The sequence below is a fragment of the Sphingomonas sp. SphC10 genome (genome assembly GCF_057004845.1).
The window spans coordinates 1,327,854-1,351,992 of the sequence record NZ_CM168044.1 but is presented as its reverse complement, the minus strand read 5'-3'; the positions used below and the strand labels follow the sequence as shown (position 1 = coordinate 1,351,992).

Below are 24,139 nucleotides of genomic sequence, written 5' to 3'. Positions count from 1 at the left end.
CATGACCGTTATCGTCGAAACCGCCCCGGCCAAGATCAACCTGGCGCTCCATGTGCGCCGTCGTCGTGAGGATGGCTATCACGAATTGGAGACGCTGTTCGCCTTTTGCCGTGATGGCGATGTCGTCACGGTCGAGCAGGCGGACAAACCCAGCCTCACGCTGACGGGGCCGTTCGCCGGCGTGCTGTCGGGCGAGTCGCAGGACGACAATCTCGTCATGCGGGCGGCGCGTGGCTTTTGCGCGCGGTTCGGGGTGAGCGAGGGGCATGCCATTACGCTCGACAAGCATCTTCCCGTCGCGTCGGGCATTGGCGGCGGCTCGGCGGATGCGGCGGCGACCTTGCGCGCGCTGGCGCGGCTGCACGGCAAATCGACCGATGACCCCGCCCTGTTTGCTTTGGCGGCCGAGCTGGGCGCGGATGTTCCCGCCTGTCTGCTCGGCCGGACGTCGCGCGGCGAGGGGAAGGGCGATGCGCTGCAACCGTTGGAGTCGCTGGGCGAGCGGCCGGTCCTGCTGGTCAATCCGGGCGTGGCTGTGTCGACGGCGGCGGTCTTCGGGCGCTGGGACGGTGTGGACCGGGGGGCGTTAGGGCAGGGTGATGTGATGAGCGTCGCGGCGGCGGGGCGCAACGACCTGGAGCCGCCCGCCCGTGCCATCGCGCCGCAGATCGACGCGGTGCTGGCCTTGCTGGCGAGTGCACCGGACGTCGATCTGGCGCGCATGTCGGGATCGGGCGCGACCTGCTTTGCGATTTTCGCCGATACCGACGCGCGCGATGCGGCAGCGGATGCGGCGCGGATACAGGGTTGGTGGGCGCTGCCGACTTTTTTGCGATAGGCTTTGTTCGCATCTTGTTCTCATGGAACAAAACACATACATTGCAGATGCGTTGAATGGACCACAAGGTTGGTCTAGCGAGGGAAGCATCTGATGGCCGCCAATCTGAAAGTGATCGAAACAGGCATGGCAACCGCAAACGCAGACCGGCAAAAGGCGCTGGACGCCGCACTCGCCCAGATCGACCGGGCATTCGGCAAGGGCTCGGCGATGAAGCTGGGCCAGAAGGAAGCGATGCAGGTCGAGGCGATCTCGACCGGCTCGCTCGGCCTCGACATCGCGCTTGGTGTCGGCGGCCTGCCGCGCGGCCGCGTGATCGAGGTCTATGGCCCTGAATCCTCGGGCAAGACCACGCTGGCGCTGCACGTCATCGCCGAGGCGCAGAAGATGGGCGGCACCGCTGCCTTTGTCGACGCCGAACACGCGCTCGATCCCGTCTATGCCAAGAAGCTGGGCGTCAATATCGATGAGCTGATCGTGTCGCAGCCGGATACCGGCGAGCAGGCGCTGGAGATCACCGACACGCTCGTCCGCTCGAACGCGATCGACGTGCTGGTGGTCGACTCGGTCGCCGCGCTCGTGCCGCGCGCGGAAATCGAGGGCGAGATGGGCGACAGCCATGTCGGCCTTCAGGCCCGCCTGATGTCGCAGTCGCTTCGCAAGCTGACCGGCTCCATCAGCCGTTCGCGCTGCATGGTGATCTTCATCAACCAGCTGCGCATGAAGATCGGTGTGATGTACGGCAACCCGGAGACGACGACGGGTGGCAACGCGCTGAAATTCTATGCCTCGGTCCGGCTCGACATCCGTCGCACCGGCGCGATCAAGGATCGTGAGGAAGTGACCGGCAACGCGACCCGCGTGAAGGTCGTGAAGAACAAGGTCGCACCGCCGTTCAAGCAGGTCGAATTCGACATCATGTACGGTGAAGGCATTTCGAAGATCGGTGAGATCCTCGACCTGGGCGTCAAGGCAGGTCTGGTCGAGAAGTCGGGCAGCTGGTTCTCCTACGACTCGGTCCGCATCGGGCAGGGGCGTGAGAACGCCAAGAATTACCTGCGCGACAATCCCGACATGGCCGACCGCTTGGAACGCGCGATCCGCCAGCGGACCGAAAAGGTCGCCGAGGAGATGATGACCGGCCCCGATGCCGAGGACGACATCTAAGACTATAGGGCTCGCCAGCAATGGCGGGCCTTTTTGTTTGAGAGCATCGGGGGCTGGATCGTGACGGGCGGAATGGATTGGCGGGGGCGGGTCGGCGATGTCTGGGCTGCGGAATGGCGCCGGACCGACCGCAGCCTGGCGGACCTGTCGCGTCACCTTGATGCTGCGATCGCATCGGTCGCGCCCGAACGGGGGCATGCGCTCGATATCGGTTGCGGGGCGGGGGGGACCAGCCTGGCGCTCCGGACGGCGCGGCCGGGATTGCGCGTGACGGGCGTCGATCTTTCGGCGGAATTGGTGGCGGTGGCACAGGCGCGGGCGGGCCACGCGGCTGGCGATAGCCTGCGTTTCCGGTGCGGCGATGCGCTGACCGTGGCGGCGGCCGAAGGGCCGTTCGATCTGCTATGCTCGCGTCATGGCGTGATGTTTTTCCCCGATCCTGTCGAGGCGCTCACCAACTTGCGACACGCCGCACGTGACGGGGCGCGGCTGGTCTTCTCCTGCTTTGCGGAACGCGCCGAGAATGGTTTCGCGACGCTGGCGGATGCGGTGATCGGTATCGCTCCCCCGCAGGACGAGAGTTACGCGCCCGGCCCCTTTGCCTTTGCCGACGTGAATCAGGTCGGCGCGTGGCTGATGGAAAGCGGATGGCGGCCTGACAGTGCCGCACGTGTGCCATTCGATTATGTGGTGGGCGAAGGCGACGATCCGGTCGAGGATGCGCTGTCCTTCCTGTCGCAAATCGGCCCCGCTGCACGGGCCTTGGCGCAGGCAGCCCCCGATGAACGGCGGCGGATGGAGACGGCCTTGCGGGAAGCGCTGTTGCGGTATCGCACCGGCGACCGGATTGCGTTGCCCGCCTCGGCATGGATCTGGCGGGCCGTTGCGCATGGCAATGGCGGATCTGGATCGGGATGACATAGGGGCGACCCGAGTCGCGCTCCTCCTCTTCAGGAGCATCAGGTAAACCGCACCCCGCGCGGTTTAGATCAGGCTGGGAGCCTGCTCGACCTGGTGCTGGGTTGGGGTAAGGAATCACCACAGATACGGCGTTTGCGGAAGCGCCCCACCCCCGGCCCCTCCCCTGAAGGGAAGGGGTGGATCGATCTAGAGTGGATCGACATTCAGCCGTCCTCTTCTTCCCTCGCCCCTCATAGTGGGGAGAGGGTTGCGCAGACATGGTCTTTGCGAAAGCAAAGGCCTAGTCGAAGCTGGGTGAGGGGTGGTCGTTCGCGTAAGCGAGCGGGCGAGCCGAAGGCTCGCTCAACCGCTAGCCAGCGCGCTGACAAGCTCCGCTAATCCTCGCCCCTGTCCAGAGAAGAGGGACGAAGAAGCCGGTTGCGGATCTGGGCAGCGATCTTTTCGCTGAGTTTTCGAACCTGCAACACAGGACCGGTCCCCCAATGCGTCCGCTATCCCCCTTGGCGCGTTGAGCCGCGCAATCGAGGGGAAAAGCCATGACGATCATCGTCCATCATCTGGAAAACAGCCGGTCGCAGCGCATCCTGTGGATGTTGGAGGAACTGGGTCTTCCCTATGAGGTCAAGCATTATAAGCGCGATCCCAAGACGATGCTGGCCCCGCGCGACCTCCGCGCCGTGCATCCGCTCGGCAAGTCGCCGGTGATCGAGGATGACGGACTGGTGATCGCAGAGACGGGCGCGATCATCGAATATCTGGTCGGCAAGGGCGATGGCCGCCTGGGCCCGCCCGCGCACCGGGAGGCGATGCAGCGCTGGCGCTTCTGGCTGCACTATGCCGAAGGATCGTTGATGCCGCCGCTGTTTGTCACGTTGGTGCTCAGCCGCATCCCGGTCATGGGCAAGGTGGCGATGAAGCGGTTCCAGCCGATGGTCGACCGCCATCTCGATTATGTCGAGAGCGAACTGGCGCGCTCGCCCTGGTTTGCCGGCGAGCAGATGACGGCGGCCGACATCATCATGAGCTTCCCGCTGGAAGCCGCCCGGTCCCGCGCCGGGCTGGACGAGCGCCGCCCCGCCACCATCGCCTGGCTGGAGCGTATCCACGCCCGCCCGGCCTATCAGGCGGCGCTCGCCAAGGGCGGACCCTATGCCTATGCGTGAGGCATAGGGTCCGACGATCAATGCCCCCCGATCTGGCGGAAGCTGTCGGGGGCATCCTTCGGGGGCGTTCCCGAAGGGGCGTGGAGCGACGCCACATCGACCGGCTCGGGGGGATCGAGCGGACCTTCCCACTTGGCGATGACCGCACTCGCCACCGCATTGCCGATGACGTTGGTCGCCGAGCGGCCCATGTCGAGGAAATGGTCGACCGCCAGGATCAGCAGCAAGCCCGCCTCGGGAATGTTGAACATCGGCATGGTCGCCGCGATCACCACCAGCGAGGCACGCGGCACGCCCGCAATCCCCTTCGACGTGACCATCAGCACGAGCAGCATCGTGATCTGCTGCCCGATCGAAAGATCGATGCCGTACGCCTGGGCGATGAACAGCGACGCGAAGGTCATGTACATCATCGAGCCGTCGAGATTGAACGAATAGCCGAGCGGCAGAACGAAGCTGGCGATGCGCGGTGGTACGCCGAACCGGTCCAACCCCTCGAGGATGCGCGGATAGGCGGCCTCGGACGACGCGGTCGAGAAGGCGAGGATCAGCGGCGCACGGATATGCGCGATCAGGTCGCGCACCCGCGGGCCGATGAACAGCGCCGCGATGCCGAGCAGCACGCACCACAACAGGATGAGGCCCAGGTAAAAGCTGCCCATGAAGATGGCGAGCTTGCCGATCACCGATGGGCCCTGCTCGGTCAGCGTGCCCGCAACGGCGGCGAAGACCGCGATCGGCGCGACCCGCATGACGTAATCCGTCACCTGCAACATCACCGCGACCAGCGCATCGACCGCACGGACCAGCGGCGCGGCGCGCTCGCCGACCGCCGTGATCGCGACGCCCAGGAACAGCGAGCCGATGACGATTTGCAGAACCTCGTTGGTCGCCATCGCCTCGATCAGAGAGGCGGGGACGAGGTGCGTCACGAATTTCTGCAGGTCGAACCCGGCCTTCACCACCCCGCTATCGGCGGTGACGGCGGGCAGCGGCAGGTTGAGGCCGACGCCGGGCTGGAGAAGGTTGACCAGCAACATGCCCAGGCTGAGCGAGACGAGGCTGGCCGAGATGAACCAGGCGAGCGAGCGCACCCCGATCCGCCCCAGCGCCTTGGTATCGCCCATCTGTGCGATTCCCGACACTAGGGTCGCGAAGACCAACGGCGCGATGATCATCTTGATCAGGCGCAGGAACAGGCCGGTGACGATCGCAAAATAGCCCGCAATCGTCTTGAGTTGCGCGGTCGCCGCCGCGCTGCCGTCATTCAATGACAGGTTGAGCGAGAGCCCTACGATCAGCCCCAGGACGAGGCCGATGAAGATGTACAAGGTCAGCCGCTTGGCCATGCATACCCCAAATTAAAATCCGCGGGCGAGCCAAGGGCATTGCGGCGCTCAGGTCAAGAATTCTATCGTCACCGTCATGCAGACCCTGTTGTCCCGCCGCGCGATGATCGCGGCCGCCGCCCTGCCGTTCCTCGTCCGGCCGGGACTGCTGCGTGCGGCGGAGCCGGACCTGTCGGCGCTGTCCGACGTCACCGGCGGGGCGGTGCCGATCGGCCCGGAGGAACGGGCGCGGCGGCTGGCACGGGCGCAGGCTTTGATGAAGGCGAACGGGATCGGCGCGATCCTGATCGAGCCCGGCTCGACCATGGTCTATTTCACCGGCGTCCAATGGTGGCGCAGCGAGCGGCTGACCGCCGCGATCATCCCGGTCGAGGGTCAGCCGTGCATCGTCACGCCGTTCTTCGAGGAGCCCTCGGTCCGTGAGACGCTGGCCGTGCCCGCCGAGGTGCGGGTGTGGCAGGAGGACGAGAACCCGCTGGCCGTCGTCGCGGGGTTCCTGCGCGACCGCAAACTGGCGAACCGCCCGGTCGGGATCGAGGAAACGGCGCGCTTCTTCGCATTCGACGGGATGCGAAAGCTGCTGCCCGACATGCGGCTGGTCTCGGCCAATCCGGTGGTGCGCGGATGCCGGATGGTGAAGACGCCCGCCGAGATCGCGCTGATGCAGATGGCGACGGACGTGACGATGGCGGCCTATCGCTGGGTATATCCCCGTGTCGAGGCGGGCATGACGGGCGCGGAGGTCGGCGCGCTGATGAGTGCCGCCACCCGCAAGCTGGGCGGCGCACCGGAGTTCAGCATGGCGCTGATCGGCGAAGCCTCGGCCTATCCGCATGGCAGCAAGCAGGTCCACCGGGTGGCGGACGGGCAGGTCGTGCTGATGGACTGCGGATGCACGGTACAGGGCTATCAGTCCGACGTCTCGCGCAGTTGGGTCCATGGCCGCGCCAGCGCGGAACAGCGCAAGGTCTGGGACACGGTGACGAAGGGCCAGCAGGTCGGGCGCGCGGCGGCGCGGATCGGCGCGCCCGCAGGCAGCATCGACGATGCCGTGCGGCGTTTCTACGAAGGCCAGGGCTATGGTCCCGGCTATCGCTTGCCCGGCCTGTCGCATCGGACCGGCCATGGCATCGGCATGGATGGGCATGAGCCGGTCAACCTCGTGCATGGCGAAGCGACGCCGCTGGCTGCGGGCATGTGCTTCTCTAACGAGCCCGGGCTGTATCTGCCGGGCAAGTTCGGCATCCGGATCGAGGATTGCTTCCACATGACCGATAGCGGTCCGGCCTGGTTCTCGACGCCGCCCAAGGCGATCGAGGCGCCGATCGGATGATCGCCGAGCTGGACGCGCGCGGCTATGCCCTGTGGCCCTCGCGGCTGGATGACGGGGAATTGGCCGAACTGGCGGCGCTGTTCGCCGACTGGCCTGGCGGGTGTCCGGGACGGCGGATCGATCCGGCCCGCGCCGCCGGATTGTCCGCCGTGCGCCGGCTCTGCGCCGCGATTGGGCTGGTCGTCGGCGAAGGCGTGCGGCCGGTCCGCGCGATCCTGTTCGACAAGCAGGACGGCGCGAACTGGGCATTGGGCTGGCACCAGGACCGGACCATCGAGGTGGTGGAGCGACGCGAGGTTGCGGGGTTCGGGCCATGGACCGTCAAGCGGGGCCGCGTCCATGTCGCGCCGCCGGTGTCGCTGCTGGAACGCATGGTCACGGTCCGCCTCCATCTCGATCCCGTCGATGCGGACAATGCGCCGCTGTTGGTCGCACCGGGTTCGCATCGGCTGGGCCTGATCGCCGAGGATGCGATTGAAGGCGTCGTCGGTCAGCTGGGCGAGGCGGTTTGTCTGGCCGGGGCGGGCGAGGTTTGGCTGTACCGCACGCTGATCCTTCACGCCTCGGCCCGCGCCGGACCCGGGCGGCACCGGCGGGTCTTGCAGATCGACCTCTCGGCGGATGGCTTGCCGGGTGGTTTGCGCTGGGGCACGGACGGGCAGGAGAGACTGTCATGACGATCGATCTCGTGATCGAACTGCTGGTGGGCTTTGCCAACGGCCTGCTGAACGCCGTCATCATCTGTGCGCTAGCCTATTGGCTCCTCGGCCGCGTTTTCGGTGTGACCGAGCCGCGCTTGCCCGCCATCTTGTTCGCCGTGGGCTTGACGCTGGGGCGGTTCGAGCATGCGGCCGATATGGCCGGGCATCCCATTGGCCGGTTGGTTGGCGATGGCCTGGGGTTCGTCCTGATCCGGTATCTCTGGTGGCGTCGCCCCGCTGCTCGCGACGATGCGACGGAACGAGCCGAACGCGCGGGCGCTTGAGCGCGCGCGAAACCTCGCCTAAGCCCGCGCTTATGACCTCGACCAACGACATCCGCCGCGGCTTTCTCGACTATTTCGGAAGCGAAGGGCACCAGATCGTGCCCTCCGCGCCGCTCGTGCCGCAGAACGACCCGACGCTGATGTTCGTGAATGCGGGCATGGTGCCGTTCAAGAACGTATTCACCGGCCTGGAGTCGCGGCCCTATTCGACCGCAACCAGCTCGCAGAAATGCGTGCGCGCGGGCGGCAAGCATAACGATCTCGACAATGTCGGCTATACCGCGCGCCACCATACCTTCTTTGAAATGCTGGGCAATTTCTCGTTCGGCGACTATTTCAAGGAACAGGCGATTACCCATGCCTGGACCCTGCTGACCAAGGTCTGGGGCATCAACCCGGAAAAGCTGACCGCCACCGTCTATCACACCGATGACGAGGCGTTCGGCTTGTGGAAGAAGGTCGCGGGGCTGCCCGATCACAAGATCATCCGCATTCCGACCAAGGACAATTTCTGGGCGATGGGTGAGAACGGGCCGTGCGGTCCGTGCTCCGAAATCTTCTACGATCACGGCGACCATATCTATGGCGGCCCTCCCGGCAGCCCGGAGGAGGATGGCGACCGATTCGTCGAGATCTGGAACCTGGTCTTCATGCAGTTCGAGCAGGAAGCCAACGAGATCGTCGGCGAATTGCCCAAGAAGTCGATCGACACCGGCATGGGGCTGGAGCGGATCGCCGCCGTCCTTCAGGGCGTGCACGACAATTACGATACCGACACCTTCAAGGCGCTGATCGCAGCCTCGTGCGAGCTGACCCACACCAAGGCGGAAGACGGGCAGAAGGCGTCGCACCGCGTGATCGCCGACCATCTGCGCTCGGCCGGTTTCCTGGTTGCGGACGGCGTGCTGCCCGCCAATGAGGGCCGCGGCTATGTTCTTCGCCGGATCATGCGCCGCGCGATGCGTCATGCGCATCTCTTGGGTGCCAAGGAGCCGTTGATGCACCGGCTGGTCCCGGCGCTGGTCGCCGAGATGGGTGCGGCCTATCCTGAGCTGGTCCGCGGGCAGCCGCTGATCGAAGCTACTTTGAAGCAAGAGGAAACCCGCTTCCGCCAGACGCTCGACAAGGGCCTCAAGCTGCTCGATGAAGCGACGGCGGGCATGGCGCCCGGCGCGACGCTGGCGGGCGAGACGGCGTTCAAGCTCTATGACACGTTCGGCTTCCCCTATGATCTGACCGAGGACGCACTGCGCGCGCAGAACCTGTCGGTCGATCGCGCGGGCTTCGACGCCGCCATGGCCGAGCAGAAGCGCGCCGCGCGTGCCGCCTGGAAGGGCTCGGGCGCGAAGGCTTCGGATGATGTCTGGTTCGACATCGCCGAGGAAACCGGCTCGACCGAATTCCTGGGTTATGCCTCCGACACGGGCGAGGGCGAAGTGCTCGCGCTGGTCAAGGACGGGGCGCGGGTCGATAGCGCCGCCGCTGGCGATACGGTGTCGGTCATCGTCAACCAGACGCCTTTCTATGGCGAGAGCGGCGGCCAAGTCGGCGACAGCGGCACCATCTCCAGCGACACCGGCTTGAAGGCGGTCGTCACCGACACCTCCAAGCAGCTTGGCCGCGTGTTTGTGCACAATGCCGAGATTCAGGAAGGCGGCATCAAGGTTGGCGACAGCGTGAAGCTGGCCATCGACACTGCGCGCCGCGCCGCGATCCGCGCCAACCATTCGGCGACGCACCTGCTGCACGAGGCGCTTCGCCAGCGGCTGGGCACCCATGTCGCGCAGAAGGGCTCGATGGTCGCCCCTGAACGCCTGCGCTTCGACTTCTCGCAGCCGGTCGGCATGACCGCCGATGACATTGCCGAGGTCGAGGCGAAGGTGAACGAGCAGGTGCGCGGCAACGGCCCGGTCGTCACCCGTCTGATGACGCCCGACGAAGCGATCGAAATGGGCGCGATGGCGCTGTTCGGCGAGAAATATGGCGACGAGGTGCGCGTCGTCTCGATGGGTGAGGATGCCGACGGCACCTACTCCCTAGAACTTTGCGGCGGCACTCACGTCAACGCGCTGGGCGAGATCGGCGTGTTCAAGATCGTGTCGGAAGGCGCGGTGTCGAGCGGCGTGCGGCGGGTCGAGGCGCTGACCGGCGAGGGCGCGCGCGCCTATCTGTCGCACCGCGACGACATGCTGAAGGCGGCTGCCGCGACCTTGAAGACCACGCCAGACGAGGTGCCCGCACGCATCGCCGCGCTGGTCGAGGATCGGCGTCGTCTGGAACGCGAACTGGCCGAGGCGAAGAAGGCGCTCGCCATGGGCGGCGGGGCCGGTGGTGCGGCGGCCGGGCCGGAGCAGATCGGCGACGTGGCGTTCATCGGCCAGGTGCTCGACGGCTTCGAGGCGAAGGGTCTGCGGGGCGCGGTGGACGATGCCAAGCAGCGTCTGGGCGGATCGGGTGTCGCGATGATGGTCGCGGTCAATGACGGCCGCGCCTCGGTCGCGGTCGGCGTGACCGACGACCTGACGGGCAAGCACAATGCCGTCGAACTGCTGCGCAAGGCGGTGGCGGCGCTGGGTGGGCAGGGCGGCGGCGGCCGTCCCGACATGGCCCAGGGCGGTGGTCCTGACGGCACCAAGGGCGCCGAGGCGCTCCAGGCGGTCCGGGACGCGATCGCGGGGTAATTTCACCAGCCAGGGGAGAGTGGCGATGCGCAGGGGAATGACGACGGCCTTCTTCACGGGGGCCATGCTTCTCTTGCCATCGCCGCTCTTGGCGCAAACGGCACCGCCGCAGACCTCCACGCCGCCCGCCACGACCGGCGAGGCGGTCGTCGTGACCGCCCGGCCCCAGGCCACCGAGCGCGAAGTGCGCGATCAGGTCATCGGCGTCACCGGGCGACCGACATCGGCCATGCCGCTCATGCGGTTTCGTGCGCCCGTGTGCATCGGCACCGCCGGGCTGCCGGTCTCGGCCAGCGAGAAGATTCTTCGCCGCATGATGGCGACGGTCGAGTCGCTGGGCATGAAGATGGCCCCCGATGGCTGCACGCCGAATATCCTGGTCCTGTTCGCCGACGATCCGCAGCAGCAGCTCATGGCGCTGCGCCAGCGGTCCCCCCAGATATTCGGGGACCTGTCCCGCCCGGCGGTCAGCCGCATCGTGAAGGGGGCGGGACCCGTCTATGCCTGGAACGCCGCCATGCGAGTGTCGCGCGACGGCGATCTCGTCTTGCAGCAGGACAGCCCCACGGCAAACTGGCCCGAGATGAAACTCGGTGCTGCGTCGCGCCTGTTGAGCCCGATCCGTCAGGACATCGCCGCCTCGGTCGTGGTCATCAAGCGTCAGGCCCTGCTGAACAAGACACTGGGCCAGATTGCCGACTATGCCGTGATGCGGACCATGGCCGCGACCAGGCCGGTCGAGGGGATGACGTCGGCGACAATCCTGACCCTGTTCGACACCGATGCGGTCGCTCCTGCGGAACTGACGGCGTTCGACCGGGGGTTGCTGAACGGACTCTATGACAGTCGCCCCCATGCGCGAGGGGGGCAGCAGGTGTCGGAGATGACTCGCGCCATCCGCGAGGAAACCGCACGCAAATGATCCGGTGGGGCCGGGCCGTGTCGCCCAGTGCCGTCAAGGCTGTAGGCCTCCTGCCGGCGGTCATGCTCGGTATCGAGCTGCCGGCGTGCGACTGGGGCCATCTGCGCGACCTTTATGCGGGGCAGGGAAATCCTTCACCGATGTTCCAATATGCCGCTATGGCGCGTTTTATCGAAGACGAATGGATCGCCGGAGACAAGAAACCGTGACCCCCCCAAGCGGACGCCGCGACCTGACCGCCGGGCCGATCGGCAAGACTTTGTTGCTGTTCGCGCTACCGACCCTGGGGTCGAGCGTGCTGCAATCGCTGAACGGGTCGATCAACGCGATCTGGATCGGCCAGTTTCTGGGCGAGCGGGCGCTGGCGGCGACGACCAACGCCAATATCATCATGTTCCTGCTGGTCGCGGCGACCTTCGGCTTCGGCATGGCCGCGACCATCCTGATCGGCCAGGCGATGGGACGGCGCGACGTGGAGGCGATGCGCCGGGTGCTGGGATCGGCGTTGGGGCTGTTCGCGGTGATCTCGACCGCGACCGTGGGAGTAGGCTGGCTGGCCGCGCCCGCCATCCTGCGCGCGCTGGCGACCCCGGCCGAAGTGTTTCCGCTCGCGCTCGCCTATCTGCGGGTGATCTTCGTCGCGATGCCGCCGGGCTTCATCTCGGTGTTGCTGACCATGGCGCTGCGCGGTGTCGGCGATTCGATCACGCCGCTGAAGTTCATGGCGCTCGGATCGGCCCTCGACGTGGCACTCAACCCGGTCTTCATCCTGGGGCTGGGGCCGATCCCGGGGCTGGGGATCGAGGGATCGGCGATCGCGACGCTGATCGCGAATACCGGATCGCTGCTGGCGCTCGTCACCTATCTCTATGCCAAGGATCTGGTCATCCGGCTGCGCGGTGCCGAGTGGCGCTATTTGCTCCCGACCGCCAAATTGTTGAAGACCATCGTGGTCAAGGGGTTCCCGATGGGGCTCCAGATGCTGGTCGTCTCCACCTCGGCGCTGGCGATGATGGGGCTGGTCAATCGGCACGGCACCTCGACGACGGCGGCTTACGGCGCGGCGAACCAGCTTTGGACCTATATCCAGATGCCCGCCATGGCGGTGGGCGCGGCGGTCAGCGCGATGGCGGCGCAGAATATCGGCGCGGGGCAGTGGGATCGGGTCGACCGGATCACCCGTGCGGGCCTGCGCATGAACCTGTTGCTGACCGGCGTGCTGGTCCTGGCGGTCACACTGCTCGACCGGCATGTGCTGTGGTTGTTCCTGGGGAACGAGGAGGGCGCGATCGACATTGCGGCCAAGATCAACCTGATCGGCGGGTGGAGCTTCATGCTGTTCGGCGTGTCGATGGTGCTGGCCGCGACGGTGCGCGCCAATGGCGCGGTGGTCGGGCCGCTCGTCATCCTGGCGATCGCGATGTTCCCGGTGCGCTTCGGCCTCGCCAACCTGCTGGAGCCGAGCCTGGGCGCGGACGCGATCTGGTGGAGCTTTCCGGCGGGCTCGCTTGCCTCGATGCTGATGACCATCGGTTATTACCGGCATGGCGGCTGGCGCAGGGGGCGTATGGCCCCGGCGGCGGGCAAGGAGGAATGCGAGGAACAGGCACTGGCAGAAGGGCAGCCGACGAATAAGGCGATGCCGGTGGGGTAGGGTGCCCCTGTGTGTAGGCAAATACCCTCACCCTTCCGGCGCTTTGCGCCTCCCTCCCTCTCCCGGTGGGAGAGGGAAGGGGCCCGCCCGCTGAAAGCGGGTGGGAAGGGGGAGGGTCGTTCAGACCGGCGCGATGACCTCGATGATACCCGGTGCGATCCGGGCCGTCACCGGCGTACGCGCCAGCACCTCGCCGTCGATCGAGATGGGCAGCGGCGGGATGGTGGTGAGCTTGATCTCGCGCCCCCGGAAATCGCGGACCTTTTCCTTGCGATAGTCGCTGCGCAGGATGCTGGCTGCCCAGTTGACGATCAGGCGGCGTTTCACATGACCGCATACGGCCTGGACGACGATCTCGCCGGAGTCGACGGCGGCGGCATCCACCAACTCGGTGCCGCCATGATAGGGGCCGTTGGAGATGCGCACCTCGACGACGCGCAGTCGCTCGCGCTTGCCATTCTGCTCGACGATCAGGGTGAAGGGGCGGAAGCGCAGGAACTGATAGGCCGCCCAGCCCAGATAACCGAGCCGCCCGGCGACGCGCTTCAGGCCGTGCGGTACCGTCTCGGCGATCTTGGGGCTGATCCCCATCGCCGCGCAATTGGCGTAATAATCATTGTCGATCATGCCCAGATCGATGCGGCGCGGGCGGCCGGTGCGGATGACGTCGACCGCGCCCTCGATGGTCAGGGGAATGCCGAGCGAGCGGGCAAAGCTGTTCGCGGTGCCGAGCGGCAGGACGCCCAGCATCACGTCATGCCCGACCATCAGGTCGACGAGCCCGCTGATCGTCCCGTCGCCGCCGCCCAGGATCAGCAGATCGGGCTTGGCCGCCAGCAACTCGCGGACGGTCGGCTCCAGATACTTCGGATCCTCCACCGCGCGGGCGTCGACCTTGTAGGGAAGGTCCGACATCGCCGCACAGGCCCGCTGAAACAAGGCCTGGCCGCGCCGCGACTTGGCATTCACCACCATCGCTGCCGATCGAATCTCTCGCACGCCTATATTCCTTTCGCCCCCGGAACGCTTTGCACGCAACGCTTGGCAAGCGCGGTCCGATCCCGCACAAGCCCTTTTGATGACCGCATCTTATCCCGCGCTTCGCCTTCGTCGTACTCGCGCCTCGCAGTGGAGCCGTCGACTCCACGCGGAAACGGTGCTGACCCCGGCCGATCTGATCTGGCCGTTGTTCGTGACCGAGGGCCAGGGCGTGGAGGAACCGATCGCCAGCCTGCCCGGCGTGTCGCGCTGGTCGCTGGACGGCATCGTCGCGCGGGCCAGGGAAGCCGCCGATCTGGGCATTCCCTGTCTGGCGCTGTTCCCCAACACGCCCTCGCACCTGCGCACCGATGACGGGCGCGAGGCGATGAACCCCGACAATCTGATGTGCCGGGCGATCCGCGCGATCAAGGATGCCGTGCCCGATATCGGTGTGCTGACCGATGTGGCGCTCGACCCCTATACGACGCATGGCCATGACGGGCTGGTCGATGCGGCGGGTTATGTCGTCAACGACGACACCGCCGATGCGCTGGTCGAGCAGGCGCTGACCCAGGCGCGCGCCGGGTCGGACGTGATCGCCCCGTCCGACATGATGGACGGCCGCATCGGCATGATCCGCGCCGCCCTGGAGCGCGAGGGCTTCGTCAACGTCCAGATCATGGCCTATGCCGCCAAATATGCCAGCGCCTTTTACGGTCCGTTCCGCGATGCGGTGAACACGCGGGGTCTGCTGAAGGGCGACAAGCGCACCTATCAGATGGACCATGCCAATGCCGAGGAGGCGCTGCGCGAGGTCGCGCTCGACCTCGCCGAGGGCGCGGACAGCGTGATGGTGAAGCCGGGCCTGCCCTATCTCGACATCATCCGCCGGGTGAAGGACGAGTTTCGCGTGCCGACCTTCGCCTATCAGGTGTCGGGCGAATATGCGATGATTGAGACGGCGGTCGCAGCGGGCGCGGCGGACCGCGACGCGATGGTGCTGGAGACGCTGATGGCGTTCAAGCGTGCCGGATGCTCGGGTGTATTGACCTATCACGCCGCCCATGCCGCCCGACTGCTGAACGCCTGACCTCCATTCCCGTGACACGCCGTATTCCGGATTTGGCGGCGCGCGCGCTGTTCGTGGCGACGATCCTGACCGGATCATTCCTGCTGTTCCTGGTCCAGCCGCTGGTCGCGCGCATGGCGCTGCCCCGGCTGGGTGGCGCGCCCGCCGTCTGGAACTCGGCGATGTTCGTCTATCAGGCGCTGCTGCTGGGCGGCTATGCCTATGCCCATGCGCTGGGGCGGTGGCGGCCGAAGGTGCAGGCGGGGGTGCATATCCTGATACTGGCGGCAGCGGCCCTCTGGTTGCCGATCGGGTTGATGACGGTGGACCTGCCCCCCGATGCCGAACCGGCGCTGTGGGTGCCATGGCTGCTCGGCCTGTCCATCGGGCCGCTCTTCTTTGCGGTGTCGGCGCAGGCCCCGCTGATTCAGCGCTGGTTCGCGCTCGCCCAGCCGGGGCGTAATCCGTATGCGCTCTATGCGGCGTCAAACCTGGGCAGCTTTGCCGGGCTGATCGCCTATCCGCTGTTGGTCGAGCCGGCGATGACGCTTCATGGACAGAGCCTGTTGTGGAGCCTGGGCTACGGCCTGCTCGCTTTGCTGGTCGCGGCATGCGCCACGCGACTCCCGGCGTCGCGCGACCCGGCGGCCGACCCCGCACCGACCTCGGCCGTGCCGGGATGGCGGCGGATCGGGTACTGGGTCGCCTTGGCGGCGGTGCCCTCGGGGCTGGTGCTGGCGACGTCGACCTATATCACCACCGATATCGTCGCGATGCCGCTGCTCTGGGTGCTGCCGCTGGGGCTGTATCTGGCGAGCTTCATCATCGCCTTCGCTACCCGGCGGGGCGCGGCGGACACGCTGACCCGGATCGCGCCGGTGACGCTGCTGCTGTTCGGCGGGGTGATCATGGGCGGCTATCCGGAGCGGCCCTATTCCAATGTCGTCGTCGCGCTGCTGCTGCTGTTCATGGTGTCGGTCGCGCTGCACACCGCCCTATACCGCGCGCGGCCAGCGGTCGACCGGCTGACCGGCTTCTATCTGTGGATGGCGGTCGGCGGGGCATCGGGCGGGGTGTTCGCGGGCATCCTGGCGCCGGTGCTGTTCGACTGGACGTACGAGTATCCGCTGCTGATCCTGGCGGCGGGGATGCTGATCCCGCAGCAGTTCATCCTGCCGGTAATCCGCGACCTGTGGTGGCGACATCCCCGCGCGATGCTGGTCGCGCTGGCGGTGGCGATCGGTCTGGTTCTCGAGTTGCGGCTGGTCGGCCCTGCGGCGTGGTTCGGCGAGGAGCGGCAAGGGACGGTGTTCCTGGTCATCGCCACGCTGGGGTTCCTGACCATTGGCGCACGCACCGGCTTCGTACTGCTGCTCGGCGGAGCGCTCGTGCTGTTCGGCGGCTATCGCGCGCTATCGCTGTCGATGGAGCGTGACGCCCGGATGCGGAGCTATTTCGGTGTCTATACCGTGCGCGACGGACCAGGCTATCGCGAGCTGGACCATGGCTCGACCGTCCACGGCATCCAGCTTCGCGGTTCGGCGGCGCGCGAGCGGACGCCGACCACCTATTACGCCCCCTATTCGGGCGTCGGCCGGGCGATGCGCGCCGCGCCGATTCTGTACGGACCGGCGGCGCGGATCGGCGTGGTCGGATTGGGGACGGGGACGCTCGCCTGTTATGCGCAGCCGGGCCAGCGCTGGCGCTTCTACGAGATCGATCCGGTTATCGTCCGCATCGCGCGCGATACCGGCCAGTTTAGCTATTTGCGCCGGTGCCAGCCCGACCCCGTCATCCGGATCGGCGACGCGCGCATCCGCCTGGCCGCCGAGGCACCGGCCAGCCTGGACCTGCTGGCGCTTGATGCCTTTTCGTCGGACGCGGTTCCGGCGCATCTGCTGACGCGTGAGGCGTTCGGGACCTATGCCCGCATCCTGTCCCCGCGTGGGCTGCTGCTCGTCCATATCTCCAACCGCTTCGTCGATCTGGAGCCGCTGGTCGCTGCCGCCGCGCGGGAAGGGGGCTGGGCGGTTTCGCGGATGAGCTATGTGCCGACCGATCTGGATCGCGAGGCGCAGGCCACCGCCTCGGTCTGGCTGGCGCTGTCGCGGGATGCGCGCGTGTTGAAGACGCTGGAGGCGCGAGGGGGAGACTGGACCCCGGCGGTGGCGCCACCGGGTCTCGCCGCCTGGACCGACGATTATTCCAGCATCCTGCCCTTTATCCGCCAGTTCTAGAACAGGATGACGTCAGATTGATTCACCCCTCCCCTTCAGGGGAGGGGCTCGACCTGAGTCGACCCTATGTATCTCGATCCAGGCGTCAGGCGGCGGGGAGGCTGTCGCTGATCGCTTTGATCTGCGCCGCCTGCCGCGTGACCGCCGCCGACGCCCGGTCGCGCAGGCTCGTCAGCGTGGGATAATCGGGCTCCAGCGCGGCGGCCCGCTGGATCGCGCGGTCGTCGATCTCGGTCAGCAGCGAGGATGTGCGCGCGCGTATTTCGTCCAGGGTCGCCAGCTCGGTCTGCGCGGTCAGCCATGCCTCGCTGCCCACCGCCGCGCCGCGCGCCTTGGCGGCATCGGTGCGGGCCTGGTCATGCGCCTTGGTGAATTCCTGTTCGACGGCGGTCAGGCGGCGGGTCATCTCCGCGATCTGTGTATCAAGCGCCGGATCGGGCCGCAGCACGACCGGCTTGGCGGCGGGTTCGGCAAAGCCCTGTTTCTCGACCGGCCGAACCGCCAGTGACGGGTAAGGCGTCGTGTCATGGTCCCGCGCACACCCGGCCAGGGTCAGGCCGATGATAAGGATACAGGGGGCCAAGCGAGGGGCGGGCCGGGCGGACGGGGCAGGGCGATAGGGCGTCATCGCGATCTTCCTAACCGCAACAGGGGACCTGACCAAATGCCGCAAAGCACCGCGAAGGTCCGCCCTTAGAAAAAATGTGGATAACCTTTGCAAAGGGGTTGCCAAGGTTCCGAAGCGCTTCTATCAGCCCACCTCCACAGCGCGCCCGTAGCTCAGCTGGATAGAGCATCAGACTACGAATCTGAGGGTCGGACGTTCGAATCGTTCCGGGCGCGCCAGTGGATCAAAATCAGGTCTCGACAGGGACCCTATGCGCGCCCGTAGCTCAGCTGGATAGAGCATCAGACTACGAATCTGAGGGTCGGACGTTCGAATCGTTCCGGGCGCGCCATTTCTTCCATATCATCGGCACCACGGGCTGCGGCCCCGACCATGGCCGGGGCCTGTCCCTTCGTCAGCGCCAGCCGAGCGCGGGCGCGATGTGGCGCAGGATGTTCTCGATCACATGCGCGTTGTAATCGACGCCCAGCTGGTTGGGCACGGTCAGCAGCAGCGTATCGGCCTCCGCAATCGCTTCATCGGCGCGTAGCTGTTCGATCAGCCGCTCGGGTTCAGCGGCATAGGAGCGGCCGAAGACCGCGCGCATATTGTCGATGATGCCGACCTGATCCTGACTGTCGTCGCGACCGAAATAGGCGCGGTCCTGATCGGTGGTCAGCGCGAAGATCGAGCGAGAGACGGAGACGCGCGGCGCACGGTCGTGCCCCGCCGCCGCCCAGGCTTCGCGATAGGCGCGGATTTGCCTGGCCTGCTGGACATGGAAGGGCTCACCGCTTTCATCGGCCTTCAGGGTCGAGCTTTGCAGATTCATGCCCTGCTTGGCGGCCCAGACCGCCGTGGCGTCGGAGGCGGAGCCCCACCAGATGCGGTCGCGCAGCCCCGCCGAATGCGGCTCCAGCCGGAGCAGGCCCGGCGGGTTGGGGAACATCGGGCGGGGATTGGGCTTGGCGAAGCCCTGGCCCTTCAGCAGGTGCAGGAACACTTCGGCATGGCGGCGGCCCATATCGGCATCCGTCTCACCCTGCGCAGGGCCATAGCCGAAATGCCGCCAGCCATCGATCACCTGTTCGGGCGAGCCCCGGCTGATGCCGAGTTGCAGGCGTCCGCCGCTGATCAGGTCGGCCGATCCGGCATCCTCGACCATGTAGAACGGGTTTTCGTAGCGCATGTCGATCACGCCGGTCCCGATCTCGATCCGGCTGGTCCGCGCTCCCACGGCGGCGAGCAGCGGGAAGGGCGAGGCAAGCTGCTGCGCGAAGTGATGGACCCGGTAATAGGCCCCGTCCGCGCCCAGCTCCTCGGCAGCGACGGCAAGGTCGATCGACTGGAGCAGCACGTCCTGCGCCGAGCGCGTGGCGGACTGGGGCGAGGGCGACCAATGGCCGAACGAGAGGAAACCGATCTTTTTCATGTGTTCAAGATAGGGCGAAAGCGCGATCGGTCCACCGACGTGGTGGAAACGATCGCTTTCCGAAATCACCGGTCAGCGCGTGCGCCAGTGGCCCGCAATCGCCTTTTTCTCGCCCGCCGCGTCCAGCGGCATGTCGGCCATCATGTCCTGAGCCGCCGCCATCAGTTCGGCATCCGACGATCCCGCCTGGGCATAGGCGCTGCCTGTACCGGGCGTGCTGCCCGGCATGGTCCGGCGCAACGACCAGCCCTTCGGATCGCGGCAGGCGATGCCGTCCGCCTCGGTCGACTGGAAGACGCGGCAAAAGCCGTTGTCCTCGGCACGGAAACTGACCGCGATACGCACCGGGCCCTTCACGCCGCTCGCCTGATCGTCGAGTGCCTTGGCGAGCGAACCGGCGGCATAAAGGCCATGGTCGGTCGCCATGACCGGCCCTTCCTGTTGTACGCCACGTCCCACCAGCATCCCGACCACGAGGCAAGCGGCCATCGCCGCCGCCGAACGCCAGGCGGCCGAAACGCGTGAGGGGCGGGGCTGGCGCTGGGGCATCTGCACGACGTTGCTGGTCAGCATCGCTGCCAGCCGGTCGGGTACGGGATCATCCACGATCGGGGCATAGGCCGCGCCCAGTTTCGCCTTCAGGCGGCGATGGCGTGCGACTTCCTCGGCCAAAGCGGGATCGGCGGCGATGGCGCGCTCCACGCGCTTGGCGGTCAACGGATCGAGCGCGTCGTCGGCATAGGCCATCAGCAGTTCGGGTTCGATCGTCATGCCGCTTCTCCCAGCCGCGCCATCAGCGCCTGTCGCCCACGCACCAGTCGCGAGGTCAGGGTGCCCATCGGAATGTCCAATATCTCGGCGGCTTCCTTATAGGCGAGCCCCTCAACAAGGACGAGCGCCACCGCCTCGCGCTGTTCGTCGGGCAGGGTGCGCATCGCGGCATCCACTTCATTCAGGGCCACCCGCGCTTCCGCATTGCCAGCGCCGCCGACGCCCAGCCCCGCCTCTTCGGCGACGAAGGTCTCCGCCGCGCGCGACCGGGCGCGGGCGGTGTCGATCCAGGCATTGCGCATGATCCGGTACATCCAACTATCCAATCGTGTCCCCGCCTGCCACGCGTTCCGCGCCATCAGCGCCTTTTCGATCGTGACCTGGCACAGATCGTCCGCATCCGCCCCGTCATGGGTGAGCGATCGCGCGAACCGCCGCAGTCGCGGGAGCAGCGCCAACAACTCGGTCTCGAAAGCGGCCAAACCTATTTCCTTGTTGCAGGGATGAAACGGATGAGGTTCATCGTTTAATCCATGTCAGCATGAATTTTGACAATGGATGAACGGCGATGAAGCGGACGACCCGCTATCTGGCAGTATCGATGGCGGCGGCGGGTCTGGCGCTGGGCGTGACGGCGGGGCGGGCGCAACTGGTGCCCTCGCTGCCCGGAATGCCGTCGCTTCCCGGCGGTTTGCCCTCGGTCGGGCGAGGGATTTCATCGCTCGCCGATCCAGTGATCGACCGGGTGAACGCCGCGTCGCGCGCGACCGTGCGGCAGTTGGAGCAGGTGCGCCGCGCGACCTTCGCGCAACTGGTCCGCGATCACCCGGACGCCATCGCGCTGGACCCGATGGGGTTTCCGGCGCGCGCGGGCGAGGTGGTGGTCGGTGCCCCCAGCGATGCGTTGTTGGCGACGGTCGGGCGACTGGGCTTTACGGTGATCGAGCGCGACGATGTGCTGGGTGTCGGCTTCGTCCGGCTGCGTGTGCCGCCGGGCCAGTCGCTGAAGGCCGCACTCGGCATTCTTCAGAAACTGGGCGGCGAGGTGAGCGCCGATCAGCTTCACCTGCCGAGCGGAGCCGGTGCACCGATCGCCCTGACGGCGGCGCAAGGCGGCACGGGACGCGGCCCCATCGTCGGCGTGATCGACGGCGGTGCCGAGGGCGCGGCGGTGACCAAGGGGTTCGCCACGGGCGCACCGCGCGCCAATGACCATGGCACGGCGGTCGCCTCGCTGATCGCCGGGAGCAATGGCATCCGGGGGGCGCTGCCCGGTGCGCGGATCGCCTCGGCCGATGTCTATGGCAGCGATCCGGCGGGCGGCAATGCCACCGCCATCGCCAAGGCGTTGGGCTGGCTGGTCGAACAGCGCGTGTCGGTGGCGACGATCAGCCTAGTCGGCCCCGCCAACCTGCTGCTCGCGCGTGTCGTCGCGGCGGCACAGAAGCGGGGCCTCATCATCGTGGCGGCGGTCGGCAATAACGGCCCGGCCGCGCCACCCGCCTATCCGGCCTCCTATCCCGGCGTCATTGCCGTGACCGGCGTCGATGGGCGGGGACGGCCGCTGATCGAGGCGGGGCGGGCGAGCCATCTCGATTACGCCGCACCGGGCGCGGACATGCTGGCGGCCGGAGTTGGTGGTCGTCGCTTCAAGGTGCGGGGTACGTCCTTTGCCGCGCCGCTGGTCGCGGGCCGCGTGGCCGCCGCCTATCCGTCGCTCGACCCCGGCCGCATCCGCGGCGCGCTGGCCGATGTCGATGCCGAAGCCAAAAAAAATGGCCGTAGGGGAGAAGAAAAATTTCTCGGCCGTGGAATGGTTTGCGCCGATTGCCGGACGCCCGCACAGTAAAAGACGAATTTTTTCGGGATTAAATCCGAAGGCCCTTTCGTTGTCTCTCCAGAAGTTAAGGAGAACGATGATGAAGACCCTTCTTTCCGGCACCGCGATCCTTGCTGCGGCGCTTGTCGCGATGCCCGTTTCGGCGCAGTTGCTTGGTGGCGGCGGTGGCCTGGTCGGTGGTGGTGCCCTGGGCGGTCAGCTGGGTGGTGTCACCGGCGGCCTGACCGGCGGGGCGAACGGTACGCTGAGCGGGGTCGGCCAGACCGGTCGCGCCGCGACCGACACGGCGACCCGGACGCGGGGCTCGGTGCGTGGCGATCGCAATGTCGATCTGCGCCGTGGCCGGGTGACGGCTTCGGGTGAAGCCGGCGGCGGCTCGACGCTGGACAGCGCGACGCGGGTCGGCAACCAGTCGGGCGGTGCCAACGGATCGGCCTCGGGCACGGTCGGCGGCGGCGTGGATGCGCAGCTGGTCGGCACCGATGCGGTGCGCGATGCCGCAGGGCGCGGCGTGAATACGGTCGGCAATGTCGCCGGACGGGTGCGCGACACCGCCGGGGCGGTCGGCAACCGGGCGCGGGGCACCGTCTCCAACCTGACCAATCGTGCCGCCAATGCGGGTGGCAGCGTGTCAGGCTCGGCTTCGGGCACCGCATCGGCGACGGGCGGCAACGGTTCGCTGGCGGGCAATCTGGCGCTGGCCGGTAGCGGTGCGGCGCAGGGCGGGGCCTTCCCGGTCAATACCGGCATGTTCGTCAACGATGCGCAGGGTCGGGCGATCGGCGCGGTCCAGTCGGTCCGCACCAACGCACGCGGCGCGGTGGAGCGGGTGCTGGTGAAGGTGGGTGACAAGGTCGCCAACCTGCCCGCCGCCAACTTCTCCGGCTCGGGCAATGTTCTGGTCTCGGCCATGGGTCAGGGCGATGTGAGCAGCGCCGCGAAGTAACCGGACTGAGGGATGCGCCCGGCCTGACATGGTCGGGCGCATCTTCACGTTCAACGCGCGGCGAAATACCGCTCCAGGCGGGTAGCCTCGGCCGGACTGATCGCGACGACCGCGCCATGCTTGGGTCGAGTGAAGTTGGTGGCCTTCATCGGCGATCCAGGCTCATTGAAACGACCGATATTCCGATAGGTCACGAAGTCCGTGGTTTCGGAAAAGCCCATATTGTTCGGGTTGATACCGAACACATCGTACATCAGGACATAGGTGTTCGTGCCGTTGCGCCGCCACAATGTCGGCGCCTCCGTCCCGACGGTTTCGGGATCGACCTTGCGCAGGTCTTTCGTCCAGCCGCTGTTGATCTGCGACGATTCCGAATGGCGGATATTGCCGGGCGCCTGATGCGCGACATAGAACATATGGTATTTGCCGCCGACCTTGGTGATGTCGGCGTCGATCACATTCACCTTGGGATCGGGATAGTCGAACAGCTTTTTCGGCTCTTCGGTCAGCGTGCTGAAGTCCTTGTCGGCATAGGAATAGACCAGATAATTCGGCCCGTTGCCGTCGCGAGTGGTGAAATAGACCATCAGGCGTTTGCGCTGCGGATCGTAGATCGTCTCCGGCGCCCACATATTGCCCGCGTCGCGATAGCGCGGAAACATGGCCGATGGCGTGACCCGCGACCGTGACCAGTGGATGAGGTCGTAGGACTTCATGAAGATCATGTTGCGGTTGTTGCCCCAGCTATATTGCTCCTCGGGCCGCTCCCACTGCGTATCGCGCAACCCTTCGCGCTTGGCGAAGATGTGAAGGTCGGTCATCGACATATAGAAGCCGCCATCGGGACCGCGCATGATGTGCGGATCGCGAATGCCCTTTTGCTCGGCCGCTTCCCGTCCATCCATCACCGGCTTGCCACCATTGACGTCGGTGAAGCTGTAGCCGTCGCGCGATGTCGCGAAGTGGAGCGAGTGATCCTCGTCGGTGAAGTAGGTCATCAGATAGGCGGTCCGCGCGTCGCGCGGGGCGGGCGGCTTGGGCAGACTGTCCTTCGCCACGATCTCCAGTCTGCGGGGGGCGGAGGCCGGTGCCTGTCCACCGGCATGGATCGCCGTGGTCGCGAAAAGGGCGCCGATGGCGGCGCAACTACGGATCAATGTCTTCATGAACGTCTCCCCTTTTTAAGGGAGATTAATTCAACTGTCCGACAAATGCCAGCATTCACCTATGACAAAACATGTCG

General features: G+C 66.7%; 22 protein-coding genes and 2 tRNA genes. 17 read left to right on the top strand and 7 right to left on the bottom strand.

The genetic code is table 11. The features are described 5' to 3' along the window. Position 1: 1 nt before the first annotated feature. From ACWKSV_RS05975 to ACWKSV_RS05960, 4 genes are all read left to right on the top strand, one after another. A complete protein-coding gene (locus ACWKSV_RS05975) occupies positions 2-838 on the top strand; it encodes a 4-(cytidine 5'-diphospho)-2-C-methyl-D-erythritol kinase (protein ID WP_076718211.1) in 837 nt (278 codons plus the stop codon). A gap of 93 nt (positions 839-931) precedes the next feature. Next, positions 932-2,005: a recombinase RecA gene (gene recA, locus ACWKSV_RS05970; RefSeq protein ID WP_042482753.1), complete on the top strand. Its 1,074-nt coding sequence runs from the start codon at positions 932-934 to the stop codon at positions 2,003-2,005. A gap of 72 nt (positions 2,006-2,077) precedes the next feature. Continuing rightward, positions 2,078-2,923: a class I SAM-dependent methyltransferase gene (locus ACWKSV_RS05965; RefSeq protein WP_237243374.1), complete on the top strand. Its 846-nt coding sequence runs from the start codon at positions 2,078-2,080 to the stop codon at positions 2,921-2,923. Between the two features lie 539 nt (positions 2,924-3,462). Next, positions 3,463-4,089, top strand: a complete 627-nt coding sequence (locus ACWKSV_RS05960) for a glutathione S-transferase family protein (RefSeq protein WP_056437494.1) — start codon at positions 3,463-3,465, stop codon at positions 4,087-4,089. A 17-nt stretch (positions 4,090-4,106) separates the two neighbouring features. Here ACWKSV_RS05960 and ACWKSV_RS05955 read toward each other — a convergent pair whose 3' ends face one another. Next, complete coding sequence (locus ACWKSV_RS05955) at positions 4,107-5,438, bottom strand: dicarboxylate/amino acid:cation symporter (RefSeq protein WP_076716536.1); 1,332 nt, start codon at positions 5,436-5,438, stop codon at positions 4,107-4,109. A 76-nt stretch (positions 5,439-5,514) separates the two neighbouring features. On the opposite strand from ACWKSV_RS05955, the gene ACWKSV_RS05950 reads away from it, so the two are divergent. The 7 genes from ACWKSV_RS05950 to ACWKSV_RS05920 are packed head-to-tail and all read left to right on the top strand — an operon-like array spanning position 5,515 to position 13,013. Next, complete coding sequence (locus ACWKSV_RS05950; protein WP_076716535.1) at positions 5,515-6,771, top strand: M24 family metallopeptidase; 1,257 nt, start codon at positions 5,515-5,517, stop codon at positions 6,769-6,771. Continuing rightward, on the top strand, positions 6,768-7,448 hold the full coding sequence (locus ACWKSV_RS05945) for a phytanoyl-CoA dioxygenase family protein (protein ID WP_076716533.1): 681 nt from the start codon (positions 6,768-6,770) through the stop codon (positions 7,446-7,448). The genes ACWKSV_RS05950 and ACWKSV_RS05945 overlap by 4 nt, the downstream gene beginning before the upstream one ends. Beyond that, the gene (locus tag ACWKSV_RS05940; RefSeq protein WP_076716531.1) at positions 7,445-7,756 is read left to right on the top strand and encodes a hypothetical protein; all 312 of its coding nucleotides are present in this window, start codon (positions 7,445-7,447) and stop codon (positions 7,754-7,756) included. Before ACWKSV_RS05945 ends, ACWKSV_RS05940 begins: the two co-directional genes overlap by 4 nt. Positions 7,757-7,788: 32 nt before the next feature. Further along, on the top strand, positions 7,789-10,437 hold the full coding sequence (gene alaS, locus ACWKSV_RS05935; RefSeq protein ID WP_076716529.1) for an alanine--tRNA ligase: 2,649 nt from the start codon (positions 7,789-7,791) through the stop codon (positions 10,435-10,437). Between the two features lie 37 nt (positions 10,438-10,474). Beyond that, positions 10,475-11,359 (top strand): hypothetical protein, encoded by an 885-nt coding sequence (locus ACWKSV_RS05930; RefSeq protein WP_076716528.1) that lies wholly within the window; start codon positions 10,475-10,477, stop codon positions 11,357-11,359. Further along, positions 11,356-11,568 carry a hypothetical protein gene (locus ACWKSV_RS05925; protein ID WP_076716526.1) on the top strand — a complete coding sequence of 71 codons (213 nt, stop codon included), beginning with the start codon at positions 11,356-11,358 and terminating at the stop codon, positions 11,566-11,568. Before ACWKSV_RS05930 ends, ACWKSV_RS05925 begins: the two co-directional genes overlap by 4 nt. Then, positions 11,565-13,013 (top strand): MATE family efflux transporter, encoded by a 1,449-nt coding sequence (locus ACWKSV_RS05920; protein WP_237243373.1) that lies wholly within the window; start codon positions 11,565-11,567, stop codon positions 13,011-13,013. The genes ACWKSV_RS05925 and ACWKSV_RS05920 overlap by 4 nt, the downstream gene beginning before the upstream one ends. 120 nt (positions 13,014-13,133) lie before the next feature. Here the strand turns inward: ACWKSV_RS05920 and ACWKSV_RS05915 are convergent, their stop codons facing one another. Beyond that, positions 13,134-13,988: a diacylglycerol/lipid kinase family protein gene (locus tag ACWKSV_RS05915; RefSeq protein ID WP_076716523.1), complete on the bottom strand. Its 855-nt coding sequence runs from the start codon at positions 13,986-13,988 to the stop codon at positions 13,134-13,136. 103 nt (positions 13,989-14,091) lie between these two features. Between ACWKSV_RS05915 and hemB the strand changes: the two genes are divergently transcribed. Then, on the top strand, positions 14,092-15,084 hold the full coding sequence (gene hemB / locus ACWKSV_RS05910; RefSeq protein ID WP_076716521.1) for a porphobilinogen synthase: 993 nt from the start codon (positions 14,092-14,094) through the stop codon (positions 15,082-15,084). 11 nt (positions 15,085-15,095) lie between these two features. Continuing rightward, positions 15,096-17,300: a spermidine synthase gene (locus ACWKSV_RS05905; protein WP_083706662.1), complete on the top strand. Its 2,205-nt coding sequence runs from the start codon at positions 15,096-15,098 to the stop codon at positions 17,298-17,300. A gap of 85 nt (positions 17,301-17,385) precedes the next feature. On the opposite strand, the gene ACWKSV_RS05900 is transcribed toward ACWKSV_RS05905, so the two are convergent. Further along, positions 17,386-17,883: a hypothetical protein gene (locus tag ACWKSV_RS05900; protein WP_156884377.1), complete on the bottom strand. Its 498-nt coding sequence runs from the start codon at positions 17,881-17,883 to the stop codon at positions 17,386-17,388. A gap of 186 nt (positions 17,884-18,069) precedes the next feature. Here ACWKSV_RS05900 and ACWKSV_RS05895 point away from each other — a divergent pair. Both ACWKSV_RS05895 and ACWKSV_RS05890 read left to right on the top strand, forming a co-directional pair. Continuing rightward, positions 18,070-18,146, top strand: a tRNA-Arg gene (locus ACWKSV_RS05895). A gap of 36 nt (positions 18,147-18,182) precedes the next feature. Continuing rightward, a tRNA-Arg gene (locus ACWKSV_RS05890) sits at positions 18,183-18,259 on the top strand. A 63-nt stretch (positions 18,260-18,322) separates the two neighbouring features. Here the strand turns inward: ACWKSV_RS05890 and ACWKSV_RS05885 are convergent. The 3 genes from ACWKSV_RS05885 to ACWKSV_RS05875 all read right to left on the bottom strand — a co-directional run bounded on the left by ACWKSV_RS05885 (position 18,323) and on the right by ACWKSV_RS05875 (position 20,598). Beyond that, positions 18,323-19,339 carry an LLM class flavin-dependent oxidoreductase gene (locus ACWKSV_RS05885; RefSeq protein WP_076718207.1) on the bottom strand — a complete coding sequence of 339 codons (1,017 nt, stop codon included), beginning with the start codon at positions 19,337-19,339 and terminating at the stop codon, positions 18,323-18,325. A gap of 72 nt (positions 19,340-19,411) precedes the next feature. Next, positions 19,412-20,110: an anti-sigma factor family protein gene (locus ACWKSV_RS05880; RefSeq protein WP_076716516.1), complete on the bottom strand. Its 699-nt coding sequence runs from the start codon at positions 20,108-20,110 to the stop codon at positions 19,412-19,414. Beyond that, on the bottom strand, positions 20,107-20,598 hold the full coding sequence (locus ACWKSV_RS05875; RefSeq protein WP_380773310.1) for an RNA polymerase sigma factor: 492 nt from the start codon (positions 20,596-20,598) through the stop codon (positions 20,107-20,109). The genes ACWKSV_RS05880 and ACWKSV_RS05875 overlap by 4 nt, the downstream gene beginning before the upstream one ends. 80 nt (positions 20,599-20,678) lie before the next feature. Here ACWKSV_RS05875 and ACWKSV_RS05870 point away from each other — a divergent pair, with 80 nt between their 5' ends. Further along, a complete protein-coding gene (locus ACWKSV_RS05870) occupies positions 20,679-21,959 on the top strand; it encodes a S8 family serine peptidase (protein WP_076716515.1) in 1,281 nt (426 codons plus the stop codon). Between the two features lie 67 nt (positions 21,960-22,026). Continuing rightward, positions 22,027-22,896 carry a hypothetical protein gene (locus ACWKSV_RS05865; RefSeq protein ID WP_076716513.1) on the top strand — a complete coding sequence of 290 codons (870 nt, stop codon included), beginning with the start codon at positions 22,027-22,029 and terminating at the stop codon, positions 22,894-22,896. 50 nt (positions 22,897-22,946) lie between these two features. On the opposite strand, the gene ACWKSV_RS05860 is transcribed toward ACWKSV_RS05865, so the two are convergent. After that, positions 22,947-24,062 carry a glycoside hydrolase family 43 protein gene (locus ACWKSV_RS05860; RefSeq protein ID WP_076716512.1) on the bottom strand — a complete coding sequence of 372 codons (1,116 nt, stop codon included), beginning with the start codon at positions 24,060-24,062 and terminating at the stop codon, positions 22,947-22,949. Positions 24,063-24,139 lie beyond the last annotated feature (77 nt).